The sequence below is a fragment of the Pseudanabaena cinerea FACHB-1277 genome (genome assembly GCF_014696345.1).
Taxonomy (GTDB): domain Bacteria; phylum Cyanobacteriota; class Cyanobacteriia; order Pseudanabaenales; family Pseudanabaenaceae; genus Pseudanabaena; species Pseudanabaena cinerea.
Genome location: NZ_JACJPY010000005.1, coordinates 82,433 through 98,113 on the forward strand (window position 1 = coordinate 82,433; position 15,681 = coordinate 98,113).

Genomic DNA, 15,681 nt, shown 5'->3' on the forward strand with positions numbered 1-15,681 from the left:
TTAATTTATGATAATTCAAACTGAACTGTATATTTACGCAAATCTCGCGATTGAGGGTTGGTAAATTACAAAGTTTTGGATTTTATTAGGATCTTAATTTTAAGATATGGGTTACTCAGAATAGTCTGTTGGACTAGTCTAATCTATTTGATTTTTAACATCATAATCGATTATTCGTTGGTGAGAATGTTTTTTAGGCGGTAACGCTGTGGATCGCTGTGGGAAAATGCGATCTCCCAATTTTGATTACCCAGTCGGCATAGGGGAAGCCATATTGGTTAAGCTTGGGGCAATGGGGATTGATTTCTGGCTGGATTAGGGGTGGGATGAATAATTCGGGGTGGAGGGCTTTCCAGAAATATTCTACAAATTCTGTAATTTCCTGATCGCTCATACCTGTTTTACCTTGGCTTTGGCTAATTAATTTATGCTCCGCCGCGATACGCCATTGTAAGCAGTAGTGATAACTCTCTGGGACAAGGACGATCAAGCTATCAAGGGTTTGCCAGATTGGTAAGTAGTTGTGTAGGTTGGCGTTGCACTCTAGGGCAAAGTCGCGATCGCGCTCTGACAGAATGGGCGGGATCGCGTTGCGAAATGCGGAAATGGGTAAGGGGTGCATCCCCACAAACCAACCTTCAAACAGAATGATGTCAGCGCTTTGGCAAATTACAGGGGCGATACGATCGCCAGCGCCATTGTGCAGCGATTTATCAAAGCGAGGAATATTGGTTGACTTAATTGGCTCAAAATTTGGGCGATCGCTTGGAGACTTTAATTTCTGTAAGCTTTGCAAAGTCTGCAAACAAAGGTCAATGTCATGGGTACTAGGGGGACCACGCCAGATTAAATCTGGACGACGATCTCGTAACTTTTGGCGCTCGGCATAGGTTTTATAAAAGTCATCTATAGAGAGGCTAATGAAACTTTTATGCAAATATTTCAGAATTACTTTCAGGATCGCCCCCATTGTGGTTTTGCCCGTTCCCTGTCCGCCCAGCAAGCCCTGGATAAATGGTCGGTTAATCAAACTTTGCTGTCTGGCAAGGGCTTGGGCGAGTGGCAGCCAATAATGCCAAAGTATTGGCAATAGCAAAGACTGATCAAGTTCAATATTTTCGTTTTTGAGACTTATCAATATATCTTCATACACTGACCGCATTAATTGCGATCGCTGCTGGATTATCTCTAAAGCAAGATCTTCGGCAAAATGAGGGTTGTGTGGTTGACCTAAAGCTTGATCTTCTGATATGGAAATTTGCGCCTGTTGATAAATTTGGCTTTTTTGCCATTTGGCTTGATAACCCTCACTGGGTAAAGATAGAAAGCGATCGCCATTGGTAATAACATCAGCAACTAACAGTAAACAATCATCTTTATTAAGGCGATCGCCTCTAAGCAATTGTTCAATAATTCTTATAGGTATATTTTCGGGCATTTGCCTATGTCATCAATACTCCGTAAAGCTTCTGCATAGTTTGGCGCTTATATAGGTTATACAGATCACAAATTCACAAAAATTAAGCTATTAATTAATCCATACTTAACCTAGAATCATCTTTAGTGAGTAATTATACGCAAGCTCCTCCACGAAACCGCCAACATAGTTATAAAACTCATACTTATGTTGGCGTAAGCCATTGCCTATAGTTATTTGCTCAAAAGTCAACAAAATACTGCCTAAAAACAAATACCAATATGAACTTAAAAGCTCTCCTAGTTATCGCTGGTCTATCCCTCTCTGCTGGCTTAGCTTCCTGCGCTACCGAAACCCCTGCTCCTGCTCCTACAGCTCCAGCCGCTACTACCCCTGCTGATCCAGCCGCAACCCCCGCAGCACCGAAGACTGACGCTAAGCCCGATGCGATGAAGTCTGATACCAAGCCTGCGGACGCACCGAAGACTGACGCTAAGCCCGATGCGATGAAGTCTGATACCAAGCCTGCGGATGCACCGAAGACTGATGCTAAGACTGACGCTAAGCCCGATGCTGCTGCAACCCCCGCAGCACCAAAGACTGACGCTAAGCCCGATGCGATGAAGTCTGACACCAAGCCTGCGGACGCACCGAAGACTGATGCTACCCCAGCAGCAGAGCCTAAGAAGCCATAATTTCATATCTGAATAACGCAAAAGACATCGCTTAGGCGATGTCTTTTTTTGTGATTTCTTAGTGATTTCCTAGCATTTAGTAACAAATGGGCATTCGGGGTTGTATGTTTTGTAGAAATAAGTTTTTCCTAATTCTATGCGATCGCCAATCCAAGCCTTACCTGCCAAAATCTTTCATTGGGTCAGTTTCATCAGCTTATTTCTGATGATCACCAGTGGTTTACAAATTTATAACGCCAATCCCGTATTTGGTGGTCGGGAAGGGATACATTTACCCGCAATTTTAGGACTTGGTGGCTGGTTAGCAGGGGGGAGGCACTGGCACTTTGCCTCAATGTGGATATTTAGCCTGAACCTATTGTGGTACGGCATTTATGTGGTGGCGACAAAAAGATGGCGGCATCGCTATGCCAGCAACAAGGATATCAAAGCCTTATTAGTCGGGCAGAACCCTAAACGCAAAAATTATGCTTGGCATCGTTTAGTTTATACAATGATCATCCCCGTTTTGTTACTCGCTATTTATTCGGGCTTGGGGATGTATAAACCCGCACAATTTTATTGGATTGTCGATAGCTTTGGTGGTTGGGATGCACTGCGGATTACGCATTTCCTGATCGTACCGATCGCAATTAGCCTCGCTGCGCTCCACTCCCAACTAGGGCGCAAGGTTGGCGGCGATAGCTTGTTAGATTCCATGTTTTGGAAAAATGCTAAGTAAGAAACGCTAAGAAAAAAATACTAAGTAACTTATCTCAATCTATTAATATCGTCTTAACATCGTCATTTCACCATGTCCTCAACTGAACCAAACCCAACCAATTTGCCATCGAACCCAGAGCCAGATGATCATGAATCGGAAGTTTTACCCCGTCGCCGCTTTCTCAATTTAGCAGGTGCAGGTATTCTGACCATTGGCTTTGGCAGCGTTGCCGAAGGGCTAGTTGGCAAGCTATCAGAGCCGTTAAACCAAAGTGTGGAATCCTTAATCTTTAAACCGCAGCAACTAGTCCCAGAATTTCCCATTGCGGCGATCGAGCCAGACAAATTAATTGTCAATAGTTTTCGCGGCACACCCGCGATTAATCCGCTTACCTATCGCCTCAGCATTGATGGTGCTGTAAACCAACCACTCAGTCTCAGTATGCAGGAATTCCAAAGTTTGCCCCTGCCCTTTGTAAATATGGTGATCCGTCATGTTTGTGTTGAAGGTTGGGCGGCGATCGTGCAGTGGGGCGGGCTACGGCTACGGGATTTAGTGGCGATCGCCCAGCCAAAGCCGACTGCAAAATACATCTATTTCTATTCCGCCGATGGCTATTACGAAAGCTGGGATCTCGACTCAGCCATGCACCCGCAAACCTTGATGGCATCCCACAAAAACGGACAGTCCCTTACACCCGCCTATGGCGCACCCCTGCGCTTAGCATCTCCCGTTAAACTCGGTTACAAACTCAGTAAATGGGTGACACGCATCGAATTAAAGGAAACATTAACCGCAAAGCGTGGCTATTGGGAGGATATCGGCTATGAATGGTATGCAGGTATATGATCTAAACGGCTTTGAGAATAATTTCTACAATTTCGGCGAAGACCGCCCCCAAAATTGCCACTGTTAGATATTTACCAATCATTGGGTTTGTGCCAAAAGAATTATCATTTTTGCAGCCTGTGACAAACAAAGACCAAGCTTGTGTGGAATTAATCTTTTGGAAGTTATTAAAACTCGGTGTAAAAATTAATCGCATAACTTAATTTCATTAAAATAGCTCTAAGCCCAAAAGATAAAGATTGGCAACAACTGTATAATTCACAAATAAATTCACAAAGAGAGGCAAAGCCAAGCTTTGCCTCTCTTTGTATGCTGAAAGTATGTTGAAAAAATCTAGGGCGTAAACTTAGACCGCTTCTAAATCCTTCTCACCAGTACGGATACGGATAATTCGCTCTACAGGAGACACGAAAATCTTACCGTCACCAATTTCACCAGTACGGGCAGCAGCAATAACTTTATCTACCACCATGTCAACTTGGTCATCTTCTACAACAATCTCAATTTTGAGCTTTTGTAAGAATTCAACCGTATATTCAGAGCCACGATAACGCTCTGTTTGTCCTTTTTGACGACCAAAACCGCGTACCTCTGATACAGTCATACCGACTACACCAGCATTTACCAGAGCAATTTTAACTTCGTCAAGCTTAAACGGACGAATGATCGCTTCAACCTTTTTCAAATTAACTCCTCCACTGATTCTTGAACTTTAATACACTTGAAATGCTACCCCTATTTGTAGCCTAGCATACTTTTTGAGGTTGTCCTTAAGATTGTTAAGTAGAGATACAGCTATCTATACTTACATTAAAGCAAATCTAGAGCAACTCATTCATCAGCTATCTTTGCCCTTTCCAAGCCCACCAACGAATCACTAGTTTCTCTAGCTCGATCCAAACAAACATCAAAGAGCTAAAGCCAACGCAGACTGCCAACTCCGTAGGGCTAATTAGATGCGTACCAAAAAAGTTGCGTAATGGCTCTACATATATCAGCAACAATTGCAGAACCGTAGTCATAATTACCGATCCCCAGACATAGGGATTAGTCATTGGGTTAAGCTCGATCATCAGTTGGGTATTTGAGCGAATGGCGATCGCATGACCCATTTGAGCAAGGCAGAGGGTCGTAAATACCATCGTTGTCCAACGTTCAGGCTTATAGATTCCGTCAAAATTGCTAGTTGTATATGACTCAGACCATACCATTAGGCAAATCGTAATTACTGCCAAAATAATACCGACTCTAATCATGTATGAACCCATGCCCCTTGCAAAGATGCTTTCGCGGGGATCAAAGGGTGGACGTTTCATGACATTGGGTTCGGCTGGCTCAACTGCAAGGGCGAGGGCGGGTAAACCATCGGTGACAAGATTCATCCACAGGATTTGTAAGGGGATGAGGGGTACGGTTAATCCGATAAATGGGGCGACGGCAATAGTAATCACTTCCCCGATATTGCTACCGAGAATGTACTTGATGAATCGGCGAATATTGGTGTAAACAACGCGCCCTTCTTCGGTAGCGGCGACAATTGTGGCAAAGTTGTCATCAAGCAAGATCATGTCACTGGCTTCTTTGGATACATCCGTACCTGTGATGCCCATGGCAATGCCGATGTCTGCTTGTTTGAGGGCAGGGGCATCATTAACGCCATCCCCTGTCATCGCCACAAACTGATGCTGTCTTTGCAAGGACTGTACGATGCGTAATTTATGCTCTGGGGAAACTCTGGCATAGACGCTCACATCAATTACTGCTTGATCTAGCGCTTGGGCATCCATTAGTTCTAGCTCTTTGCCTGTAATCACCCGATCGCCTGCTTGAGCGATACCTAGATTTTCGGCGATCGCCTTGGCAGTGAGTTGATGATCCCCCGTAATCATCACAGGGCGGATACCTGCTTGACGACATTGCTTGACGGCTTCGCGTACCTCTGGGCGGGGTGCGTCAAACATTCCCACAAGTCCCACCCAAGTTAAATTGCTTTCATCGGCTTCGGTAATGCCATTTTCGGGCAGGTTGGCGATGTTGCGATAGGCAAAGCCCAGCACCCGCAAGCCATCGGCAGCCAATTGATTATTCTGCTCAAGCACTTGTTGGCGTTGATCGGCGGCGATCGCCCTTACCTGATCGCCAATTTGAATATGGGTACAGCATTCGAGGGTCAATTCGGGCGAACCCTTACAAAACATCACATAGCCGCCCATTTCACCCTGCACCAATACGCTCATACGTTTGCGCTCAGAGGAGAAGGGAACCTCTGCATAGCGGGGCATCCGATGTTGCCATTCGGCAGCATCACAGCCACCTTTACCCGATAGCACCAATAATGCGCCCTCTGTAGGATCGCCGATAATGATCCATTCCCCATCCTTCTGCTGCAAAATCGCGTCGTTACAAAATATGCAAGACATCAGCAATTGCTGGACTTCAGGAAAATTCTGCACCTCAATGGCACTAGTATCACTTAAAAATTTGCCAGTCGGGGCGTAGCCTTCGCCAGTAATTTTGAGGGAATGTTGGGCGGTACGGATATTTTGTACCACCATTTTATTTTGGGTCAGCGTCCCTGTTTTGTCAGAGCAGATCGTGGTGACAGAGCCAAGGGTTTCCACGGCAGGGAGACGGCGAATTAGGGCATGGCGTTTGACCATGCGCTGTGTGCCGAGGGCAAGGGTAACAGTTACCACCGCAGGCAAGCCTTCAGGCACAACGGCAACCGCCATACTGAGGGAGGTTTTGAGTAGGTCGGCAAAATTACCTTTGTTTAACATCCCGATGCCCACCACAAGTGCCACCAAAATCAGCGAACCGCTTACTAACACATTGCCTAGTTGCGTCATTCTTTGTTGTAGGGGTGTGTCATCGGTTTCCACATCCTGAATTAGGGTGGCGATTTTGCCCAGCTCTGTCTGCATTCCCGTTTTGGTAACTAAGACCTTAGCGCGTCCTTGAATTACCTCTGTGCCTTGGTAAACGCAATTGTGGCGATCGCCCAAACTCGCATCTAGTTCTAAGGTTAAGTTAGGGTTTTTATTGACCGATTCCGCCTCCCCCGTGAGCGCCGATTCGCGGATTTGTAGATTTTGCGCCTCCAGCAATCTGCCATCGGCGGCAACCTGCACCCCCGCTTCCAGAAACATCACGTCCCCAGGTACTAACTCTTTGCCATTGACCTCAATGATGTTGCCCCCGCGCACCACTTTCACTCTGGGCGAGGAGAGCCGTTTGAGGGCTGCTAGAGCTTTTTCGGCGTTAGATTCTTGGGCATAGCCGAGAATGCCATTGAGTAGCACGATCACCGTAATTGCGATCGCATCTTTGGGGAATTCGCGATCGCGAATATCCAGAATTGCCGAAACTACTGCCACCGCCATCAGCATAATCAGCATGATATTGGTAAATTGATCGATAAAAATCTGCAATGGAGATCGCCCTGCCTTTTCGATCAATTCATTAGCCCCATATTTTGCCAAGCGGTTACTAACTTCTTGATTGCTGATACCGCGATCGGCATCACTGTGGAGATTATCAAGGGCTTCATCAACGCTGAGGGTATGCCAACGGGGAGTAGGCAATGCGGGATCGTTAAGCTCAATGGACATAGGTGGTGAGGGAGTAAACGGTTATAGATTATGGTACTAAAAAATAGTGCCAATTATAGCCAACGATTACGCTCAAAAAAACAAAAGTAATGCATAGCAGCGCTTTGGGCTTTTATTCTTTTTGTAAACTCTGCATCGACCTTTGGGCGTGATAACGCATTTCTTCCGCCCTGCGCCATAGCTCCTGCCCTGTATGCAAATGGCGATCGTCAAAATTCATTGTGAAATATTTGAGTTCCTCAATACCATCAGCGATCGCATTTAAGCAATGGTATAAATAGCTGGCAATACCTGCTGCCGATGCAGGGTTAGGCACAGCCCTAAAAAAAATCTGCGCCTTACTATAGGAGCCGCGACATTCATCAATGTAGTCTTCAAAATCTTCCATCAAGCCATCGTCATAGGGGTCATCGGCAAGATCATCAATTTGCTCATCGAGGCTATCAAGAATCACCTCTAACATCTCCATGATTGGCTCATATACTTGCTTAGTCCAGCGATCAATTTTTTGATCCTCATTGAGATGACCTTCTCGCCGCGATTGGGGGCTTCTGCCTCCCTGAGGGTTGCTGCTATTGGGGTTCCGCTTTAGTCCTAGGGTGCGATCGTAATGGGCGCGAGATTGCGGATTGCTGAGAACTTCGTAAGCAAGATTAATAGAAGCGATATCATCATGGTTGTCTAAATGATGATTGCAGTCGGGGTGATATTCTTTGACTAGTCCGCGATAGGCTTTTTTGACCTCAGCAGGGGCAGCACCATAGCTAATCCTTAGAGTTTGGTAGTGATTTTTATTGTCGGTGCGATCGCTTGTCCTTGCCATGGTCTTTTCTTTGTTTTGTACTGTTTAGCTTTTAGCTCTTGGTTTTAATGCTAGTTTGATGCGTTGACTTAATAATACAGACATTTTCGTTATTATGTTACTGGGCTTTGCACAGCAAACTTTTAATTCAGCGCTTTAATTCAGCGCTGAGTACTTTAGGTCTTGCGAAAGCGACACTTGCTCTGTTATGATCATCTAGCAATAAAATTTGCCAATAAATTTGCTGGTGTAGCTCAGTTGGTAGAGCAACTGATTTGTAATCAGTAGGTCACGAGTTCGAGTCTCGTCCCCAGCTTATTTTCCATTAGTTGACTTTAAATCCAGAAAGCAGTAGAAGCGGCGTATCGCACCGCATTTACTCCTTTAATCTTCTAATCTTCATCATCTAGGTCTGGATCATCGGGAAATGGCTCGCCTAACCAGCGCTCTAAAATTCGTCTTGTCTCAAGCCTTAGCCCTTTAATTTCTGCTTGTTGCTTGCGATAACGTCGATCTAGTTTTGTAATCATTTCTTGATCTCTAATGATCGCATTAGCAATTTGATCAAACTTTTCATCTAGTTTATTGGCTGTTGCTTGTATAGCTCTTGCATTGGACTCAGCGATCGCCTCAACACGATTCAATGCCTTATTAGTATCTGCCAACGCTTTATTGGTTTCTGCTAACCCCATTGCTGTCTGTGTCAGCAATTCCTGCATTTGCTCAAAGGTCATGCTCATTTACTTTTTGCCTCATTTAGCTCTTGAATTTGAAATTAATCAGACTCTTCAAAATTGATTGCGCCTTGACCGTCTATCCATGCGATTTGGGTAATGCCACGCGATCGCGCATGGTTTCGCACCATATCAGGATCACGAAATTCTAGCTCTAGCTCGATCGCCCCTTTTTGGGTTTGACGCAAATCCGCAGCATAGGCAAAGGCGGCAGGGATGGCGGCAGGGGTACGTGCCACCACTAGGCAAGATGGACTGTTGAGCGGAGCGGATAACTTTGCGCCTAAAGCCTGTTGGATCTCCTCTAGGGTAAGGCAAAAACCGATACTGGGATAGCTCACACCTTTGGGGTGATAGATGCCCAATAGTTGATCGTAGCGTCCCCCTTGGGCAACTATATAATTATTGCAAGCCACCTCAAAGACGATACCTGTGTAGTAATCAAAGGTTTGTACTAAGCTCAAATCTAAAATGAGGCGATCGCCCCCATTTGCCAAACCAGACTTGCCATAACTTTCCCAAATCTCGATTAAGGACTTGAGATAGCTAATTTCACCAGTTAAAGAAGATGTCCATGCCATTGCCGAAAGCCGACTCAGGACATCCTTGGGCTTGCCCCTGAGATCGATTAAGTCCAACCCATAGCCCTTAACATCTTCAGGCAAATCCATCTCCATCAAGCCCACTCGATCAAGGCTGGACAAGGCTTGACGTACCTTAGCGCGATACTGCTCAGGCAATAGATCTAGCAAAGCGCCTGTCAAACGGGCATCCCCCAAAATTATTTGCCAATCCCCTAGCGCCACTGCATCAAGACTGTCGCCTAGTAACATTAATATTTCCGCATCAGCAATTAGTCCCGATGCCCCCAATAATTCCACCCCCGCCTGAAAAGATTCCTCAGAGCTACGGTTAGCTTTGCGCCGAAATACATTAGCGCTGTAGTACAACCTCTGCGGCGCAGTCACGTTAGCCCCCAATCTAGCAGCATAGGCACGGGCGATCGAGGCGGTAAATTCGGGACGTAGCCCTAAAATATTAGTGCTGTCACTGTGCAGTTGGATTACTGACTCAGGATCAACCGCTCCGCCTGCGGTCAGAGATCGCAAATGCTCGACTGTCGGTGTGATGATGCGTTGATAGCCCCAAGCCTGAAAAGTTTGCTGAATCTGTTGATCGATCCAAGATTTTTGAGCAACATCGAGGGGTAATAAGTCCTTTGCGCCTGTCGGCAGTTGATGCACCATACAATTTCTTTTAGTCTCCAGTTGCTATATCCTACCGCAATGCTGCGGTCTGGTTATTTTTTCTGATCCCATTGGATGAAGTGCTAATCAGCAAGAAATGCTTAATATATATTTACAAACAAGTTTAAATTAAGTTTATCCATTGTGGCACTAGATTAAATTGGGGCAGGTCAACTATGACAGTTTTAGACAAATATTTTGAGCTTTCAGAACGGGCAAGTATTGATAGTGAGGCATTTGAGCAGTTGGTAGCGCTATTTGCTGACGAAGCGGAAGTGCAACCTGCGGGGGCGCGGAAGGTAATGGGCAAACAGGCGATCGCCCAGTTATACAGGCAGTTTTTTGAAAACTATGCAGGGATGCAACGGATCTGGACAACCAGAAAGACGGAAAATGGACTAGAAGCAATTTGGGCGATCGCAGGTAAGCGCAATAGTGGTGAACTATTTGCGATGCAGGGTCGGCATATCGCCGAAATCGATGCCCAAGGCAAAATCTACGCCCTTGAAGTTCATGTATCTAAAGCCAGTTGATCTCTCTCCAGACGCATATTTAGCCAGTTTTGACAAATTTGGCATTCACCTTGGTTTAGAAAGGATCACCGATCTGTTAACCCGTCTTGGTAATCCTCACACCCAAGTTCCGCTCATTCATGTGGCAGGCACAAATGGCAAAGGTTCCGTTTGTGCCTTTTTGCTGTCAATCTTGCAGGAGGCAGGCTATCGGGTGGGGCGCTATACATCGCCACATTTATTAGATTGGCGCGAAAGAATTTCCATTAATGGCGATTGGATCAGTGAGCAGGACTTGAGCGCCGCTTTGCAAGCAGTGGATCGGGCGATCACGCCTGATTTGCCCCCAACCCAGTTTGAAGTATTTACGGCGGCGATGTGGTGGTATTTTGCTGAGCAGAAGCGCCGCCATAATCTCGATCTGGCAATTCTGGAGACAGGTTTGGGGGGCAGACTAGATGCCACAAATGTTGGCGATCGCCCCTTAGTATCGGTAATTACTGCCATTGGGTTAGATCACTGTCAGCAACTCGGCAACACCCTTGGCGCGATCGCGGCGGAAAAGGCAGGAATCATCAAACCCCAATGCCCCGTGGTGGTTGCCATCAATGCCCCCGAAGCGATCGCCGCGATCCAGACTAAGGCACAAGCCTATGCTGCACCGATCACCATCGTTGAGCCTGCCCAAGCCACACCCGCAGGTGCGACATACCAAGGTTTAAATTATGCTCTGCCCCTGCTAGGCAAGCATCAATTATTAAATTCGGCATTGGCGATCGCCGCGATCCAGAGCCTGAGAAATCAGGGTTGGCAGGTAAGCGATCGGGCGATCTGTGAAGGGATAGCCAAGACAGCATGGGCAGGACGTTTGCAATGGCTTGAGTTTAATTTGCATGGCGAAATCCACAAAATTCTCATTGATGGAGCGCATAATGTCCCTGCGGCTGAGTATCTGCGGCAGTTTATGGATGAGACTTATCCACACCAGCGCCGAATTTGGCTGATTGGCATTCTCAACACCAAGGATCAAACAGGCATTCTCAAGGCATTGCTGCATCCCGATGATCTCTGCATCACTGTCCCTGTGCCAAGTGCTGCTACGACCGACTCCGCAGACTTAGCAAAACTTGCCGATCAATTTCTCAACGCACCATCTATTGCCTGTGCCGACCTGTCCAGTGGCTTAACTGCTGCCTTTACCAATAGGCGATCGCCCATGCCGCCCATTGTTGTTTTATGCGGTTCTTTATATTTGGTGGGTGAATTTATTCGGTCTTATTTGCCATTTTAGATTGGCAAGAAAGCATGGTTTCTGAGGTGCTTAATTAGCCAACTGAAGCTTATTTACCCTCAATGTGAATTTACCGCCGCTACTGCCACCAAAGGAAGAAACACGGATCGTATAGGTTCCATTTTGACGCATTCGTAAAAATATCTGCGAATTAGTGTCACTGCTGGCAATATCGTCATTTTCGGCAATGACCTCACCTTTGCTGTCCAAAAGGCTTAATACTGTATCAAACCCACTGGCATTAACCGAGATTTCCAAGCGATCGTCCTTGGTTGCTGTGATCAAATAGTCGCGAGCAAAGCCCTTCTGCCCTGTGGGAATATCTTTGTCGGTAAGGACATCATTGATATCTATGCCAATAGTAATCATCGGTGGTTGATATGGCGCTCTGTTTCTGATTTGGGCTACGACATGATCATAGGCGATGGGCATACTACATAATGCAAGCGTTCCTATACCTAAGAGTTTCTTTGCTAACTGCTTTGAGAGAATTTGATATAAATATTTCACGACACTTCCTTTAATTCAGAGAATAATTGTAATTGAGTGCTTTCTGGTGACAAACTATAGGGCCTATTCACTAAGTTTTCTTCTTTAGTAGCAGGTGCTGGCAAGATGGGCTTGATCTGGATTTTGCCGTAAAATTCTACTTGAGATAATTCCACCTTGGATTGGGCAGACATCAGTAATAGTCCCCAAAACACACCAACGCGATCATTAAATACTGCCGCCAAGTCTGAGATCTCTATTTCTGTATCAGGGTGAGCTAAGAAATAGCGTTCTATTTCTTCCACCATCTCCGATAGATTCTCTTTGTGAGCAAGTTGAGCAATGGCTTTCATCGCTGCCTTCCTTGCGATCTTGCCCTGTATAGGACGCTTGCTAGATTTTGAGGATTTGCGATCCACCACCTCCGCGATCGCCTCAATCTGGGCAATTAACTCCTCTAGTGTGATTCTCCGAGCTTGGGGTGGTCTGGCAACAGGTAGCCGCCGCAGTCTTTTATCAAAGTCTGTGGGCAGCCTCAGTGCGATCGCTAATTCATTTTCTAGCTCATTGAGATCTTCTGACTGTTCGCCGCAAGCTGCTTCTTGATCGTAATTTGCCTGAGCGGCGAGAGAATTGGCTTTGAGCAAGACTAGCATCGCCGCATAAAGCATAGCTTGCCCAGACTCATGCAGGTCGTGGCGATCGCTGATAATTAAGCGTGATAAGAAGCGATCCACCACGTCAATGACCTGTACATCCCAAGGATCAATTTCGCCTCGTTCCGCAAGGTCAATCAAGAGGGCAATAGCGTCTTTGGTTACAGATTCAGCGATCGATAGGGTCATGAAGCTTCCAAGAAGCAGATGCTTAAAAATACACCAATTAAGTCGAAATAGCTAGTATTCTAGTTTTTTGACTTGTCCTCATCAATTTCCACATCGATCGCCGATGCTGAGACTAGTCGCTTACGCTCTTCGATTTCCACGGAGAGACTTTGAACAGTTTCTTGCAAATTCTGAATTTGTTTGTTTTTGTTTCGCATTTCTAGCGATCGTTGTAGTCCAGACCATATGCTAAATAGCCAAGCTAAAGTCGCACCAAGCCCCATAGCCAAAATTAACTCCACCGAGATCGGTGCAGATACCTTAAGGTTCGGAATCAGTTGTATTGATGCTGGAGAGTTGTTTTGCAAAGAAAATAGGACAAGCGCCAATGCAAATACAAAAATAATCACAAAGTTAATTTGCCGCACAGTAATTAGACCCCACCTATTTGAATAGTTTGTGACAGTTTGCTAATGATCTAGCAGACAATGATCGCAATGTCTACCTATTTCTGCCGTTATCCTATAGCGCTTGGCACTGACTTACAGCCCCTGATTGACTGACAAAAGTTGCAAGCCTTGTCAGTCAAGATGTCTGACCCACAAAGGCAAGAATCCTTGTGAAACGAGCATCTTGCCAGTTTATGGTTAAGATTTGTCAGTCAATCAGCTTACTGCGCTTACCGCCTTAATGAACTATAGGAAGAAGCCTAAAAGCCTTGCTTGGCAACAAGCTTAAAATTTTGGCTGGGTTGGGTTTGAGCGCAAAGCATTGTAAAAACGCAGAAAGATCTTTGATTATTGGCGTTCTGCACCATCATCAAAAATCTTTCTGTACTACTCAAAATCTTAACTGTCTGTACCGCAACGCTTTGGGCTAAACCCAAAAAGCTTTTGAAATTTAATTTGAAATTTAAGCTTTAGCGGCAGTTTTACGCACCCCTGAGACTTGAGACTTCTTGATTTGAATCTCTTCTTCAGTGAGTGGCACAATATCAATATGATTAAACAATGTGGTGACAAAGGTAAATAGTAGAAATGGCAAAGATGTCACCACGATTAAACCCACTGCGCCAAAGGAATAGATCGGCTTGCTCATTAGAGATAGGGCTGAGGCTAGGGCGGCAAAAATAACTCCTAGCCAAACAATAACCTGCCCTAAGATGTCGCTGAGGGTCAGGGTACAGACAAAGCGGTATTTACCAATGTTATTCATCATATTTCACCTGATTTAAAGTAAAGGGTAAAGAGTAAAGAGTAAAGAGTAAAGAGTAAAGAGTAAAGAGTAAAGAGTAAAAAATAAAAAGTGAAGAGTAAAGAGTGAAAAGTAAGAAATGCAGCGTTTGGTGCTGACTTGAAACTTAGAAGTATTTTCGAGCATCGTTGTGTAGTAACAATAACCGAAAATATTTCTGGAAAAAGTAAATCAAGATTGTTTTCTAGTGCAGAATCTTGATCTGCTCTTTTGTATGGCAATACATGAAAGCAACTTTAGCTTTTTTCTTTGATTTGTACTTGCTTTTTATTAAAAATGTTACAAATCATTAACTATTTTTTTGGACTTTATGGCAGTGTCAAGCACTATCAAGCGCTATAAATATCTATAAAATACCTATAAATGTAATGATGGTAATGCTGGGGTAGTATGTGGGATGAAATTGCGATCGCTATTTCACAGGTGACAGGGCAAAAATTTACTATTGGTCAGCAACGCGCCCAAACGGGGGGCTGTATCAATGAGACGATGACTGTATCCGATCGCGATCGCCACTTTTTTGTGAAAACTAATCGGGCTAATTGCCTAGAAATGTTTATGGCTGAGGCGATCGCCCTGCAACAGATCTATGCAACTCAAACTATGCGCGTCCCTCAACCGATTTGCTGGGGAACTACGGGCGAGACAGCCTATCTAGTGATGGAAAATCTGAATCTGGGTGGGAGCCAAAATTGGGATGCTATGGGGCGTAAGCTAGCAGCGATGCATCATGTCACTAGCGATCGAGGCTTCGGTTGGGATCGCCATAATACGATTGGGGCAACGCCGCAGGTGAATGATTGGACAAAGGATTGGTTAGATTTTTGGATTAATCATCGGTTAGGATTTCAGATTAAATTAGCAAGGCGCAAAGGTTGGCGCTGCCCGATCGCTGAGTCGCAAGTTTATGATGTCATTCCTGCTTTGTTTGCAGACTATCAGCCACAGCCTGCAATGGTGCATGGGGATCTTTGGGGTGGAAATGTGGGTTTTGCCGATGGTGAGCCTGTAATTTTTGATCCTGCGCTGTATTACGGCGATCATGAGGTGGATCTGGCGATGACGGAATTATTTGGTGGTTTTCCTGCCCAGTTTTATCAAGCCTATCAAGCCAGTTATCCTCTTGATGTTGGCTATCATCGCCGCAAGACTCTATACAATCTCTACCACATTCTCAATCATTTCAACCTCTTCGGCGGCAGCTATGGATTGCAAGCTAGTCGCATGATGCAGGCGATCGTAAAGTAAAAAGA

17 protein-coding genes and 1 tRNA gene are annotated in these 15,681 nt (G+C 45.3%); 7 read left to right on the forward strand and 11 right to left on the reverse strand.

Annotated elements, in window-relative coordinates:
- Positions 1-193 precede the first annotated feature (193 nt).
- Positions 194-1,438, reverse strand: coding sequence for a glycerate kinase (locus tag H6F44_RS02935; RefSeq protein WP_190349415.1), 1,245 nt, complete (start codon positions 1,436-1,438; stop codon positions 194-196).
- Positions 1,439-1,698: 260 nt separating this feature from the next.
- Here H6F44_RS02935 and H6F44_RS02940 point away from each other — a divergent pair, with 260 nt between their 5' ends.
- The 3 genes from H6F44_RS02940 (at position 1,699) to H6F44_RS02950 (ending at position 3,664) form a co-directional block, all read left to right on the forward strand.
- Positions 1,699-2,112 (forward strand): hypothetical protein, encoded by a 414-nt coding sequence (locus H6F44_RS02940; protein WP_190349416.1) that lies wholly within the window; start codon positions 1,699-1,701, stop codon positions 2,110-2,112.
- Between the two features lie 136 nt (positions 2,113-2,248).
- Entirely contained in the window at positions 2,249-2,833 is a 585-nt protein-coding gene (locus H6F44_RS02945; protein ID WP_190349417.1) for a cytochrome b/b6 domain-containing protein, read from the forward strand.
- Positions 2,834-2,905: 72 nt separating this feature from the next.
- Positions 2,906-3,664 (forward strand): molybdopterin-dependent oxidoreductase, encoded by a 759-nt coding sequence (locus H6F44_RS02950; RefSeq protein ID WP_190349418.1) that lies wholly within the window; start codon positions 2,906-2,908, stop codon positions 3,662-3,664.
- A gap of 1 nt (position 3,665) precedes the next feature.
- On the opposite strand, the gene H6F44_RS02955 is transcribed toward H6F44_RS02950, so the two are convergent.
- From H6F44_RS02955 to H6F44_RS02970, 4 genes are all read right to left on the reverse strand, one after another.
- Entirely contained in the window at positions 3,666-3,860 is a 195-nt protein-coding gene (locus tag H6F44_RS02955) for a hypothetical protein (protein WP_190349419.1), read from the reverse strand.
- 150 nt (positions 3,861-4,010) lie between these two features.
- On the reverse strand, positions 4,011-4,349 hold the full coding sequence (locus tag H6F44_RS02960) for a P-II family nitrogen regulator (protein ID WP_190349420.1): 339 nt from the start codon (positions 4,347-4,349) through the stop codon (positions 4,011-4,013).
- A 157-nt stretch (positions 4,350-4,506) separates the two neighbouring features.
- Positions 4,507-7,275: a cation-translocating P-type ATPase gene (locus H6F44_RS02965; protein WP_190349421.1), complete on the reverse strand. Its 2,769-nt coding sequence runs from the start codon at positions 7,273-7,275 to the stop codon at positions 4,507-4,509.
- A gap of 112 nt (positions 7,276-7,387) precedes the next feature.
- A complete protein-coding gene (locus H6F44_RS02970; RefSeq protein ID WP_190349422.1) occupies positions 7,388-8,098 on the reverse strand; it encodes a J domain-containing protein in 711 nt (236 codons plus the stop codon).
- Between the two features lie 222 nt (positions 8,099-8,320).
- On the opposite strand from H6F44_RS02970, the gene H6F44_RS02975 reads away from it, so the two are divergent.
- A tRNA-Thr gene (locus H6F44_RS02975) sits at positions 8,321-8,393 on the forward strand.
- Between the two features lie 76 nt (positions 8,394-8,469).
- Here the strand turns inward: H6F44_RS02975 and H6F44_RS02980 are convergent.
- Entirely contained in the window at positions 8,470-8,817 is a 348-nt protein-coding gene (locus H6F44_RS02980; RefSeq protein ID WP_199301957.1) for a hypothetical protein, read from the reverse strand.
- 35 nt (positions 8,818-8,852) lie between these two features.
- Positions 8,853-10,058: an ATP phosphoribosyltransferase regulatory subunit gene (locus H6F44_RS02985; RefSeq protein ID WP_190349423.1), complete on the reverse strand. Its 1,206-nt coding sequence runs from the start codon at positions 10,056-10,058 to the stop codon at positions 8,853-8,855.
- A gap of 176 nt (positions 10,059-10,234) precedes the next feature.
- On the opposite strand from H6F44_RS02985, the gene H6F44_RS02990 reads away from it, so the two are divergent.
- Complete coding sequence (locus tag H6F44_RS02990) at positions 10,235-10,591, forward strand: nuclear transport factor 2 family protein (RefSeq protein ID WP_190349424.1); 357 nt, start codon at positions 10,235-10,237, stop codon at positions 10,589-10,591.
- Positions 10,572-11,861 (forward strand): bifunctional folylpolyglutamate synthase/dihydrofolate synthase, encoded by a 1,290-nt coding sequence (locus H6F44_RS02995; RefSeq protein WP_190349425.1) that lies wholly within the window; start codon positions 10,572-10,574, stop codon positions 11,859-11,861. The genes H6F44_RS02990 and H6F44_RS02995 overlap by 20 nt, the downstream gene beginning before the upstream one ends.
- Positions 11,862-11,891: 30 nt before the next feature.
- Here H6F44_RS02995 and H6F44_RS03000 read toward each other — a convergent pair whose 3' ends face one another.
- The 4 genes from H6F44_RS03000 to H6F44_RS03015 all read right to left on the reverse strand — a co-directional run bounded on the left by H6F44_RS03000 (position 11,892) and on the right by H6F44_RS03015 (position 14,389).
- Positions 11,892-12,371 carry a PPC domain-containing protein gene (locus H6F44_RS03000; protein ID WP_322096154.1) on the reverse strand — a complete coding sequence of 160 codons (480 nt, stop codon included), beginning with the start codon at positions 12,369-12,371 and terminating at the stop codon, positions 11,892-11,894.
- Positions 12,368-13,195, reverse strand: a complete 828-nt coding sequence (locus H6F44_RS03005) for a segregation/condensation protein A (RefSeq protein ID WP_190349426.1) — start codon at positions 13,193-13,195, stop codon at positions 12,368-12,370. The genes H6F44_RS03000 and H6F44_RS03005 overlap by 4 nt, the downstream gene beginning before the upstream one ends.
- 59 nt (positions 13,196-13,254) lie before the next feature.
- Positions 13,255-13,602: a LapA family protein gene (locus tag H6F44_RS03010; RefSeq protein WP_190349427.1), complete on the reverse strand. Its 348-nt coding sequence runs from the start codon at positions 13,600-13,602 to the stop codon at positions 13,255-13,257.
- 484 nt (positions 13,603-14,086) lie between these two features.
- Positions 14,087-14,389 carry a hypothetical protein gene (locus tag H6F44_RS03015; RefSeq protein ID WP_190349428.1) on the reverse strand — a complete coding sequence of 101 codons (303 nt, stop codon included), beginning with the start codon at positions 14,387-14,389 and terminating at the stop codon, positions 14,087-14,089.
- A gap of 429 nt (positions 14,390-14,818) precedes the next feature.
- Between H6F44_RS03015 and H6F44_RS03020 the strand changes: the two genes are divergently transcribed.
- Positions 14,819-15,676, forward strand: coding sequence for a fructosamine kinase family protein (locus H6F44_RS03020; RefSeq protein ID WP_190349429.1), 858 nt, complete (start codon positions 14,819-14,821; stop codon positions 15,674-15,676).
- The last annotated feature ends 5 nt before the right edge of the window (positions 15,677-15,681 follow it).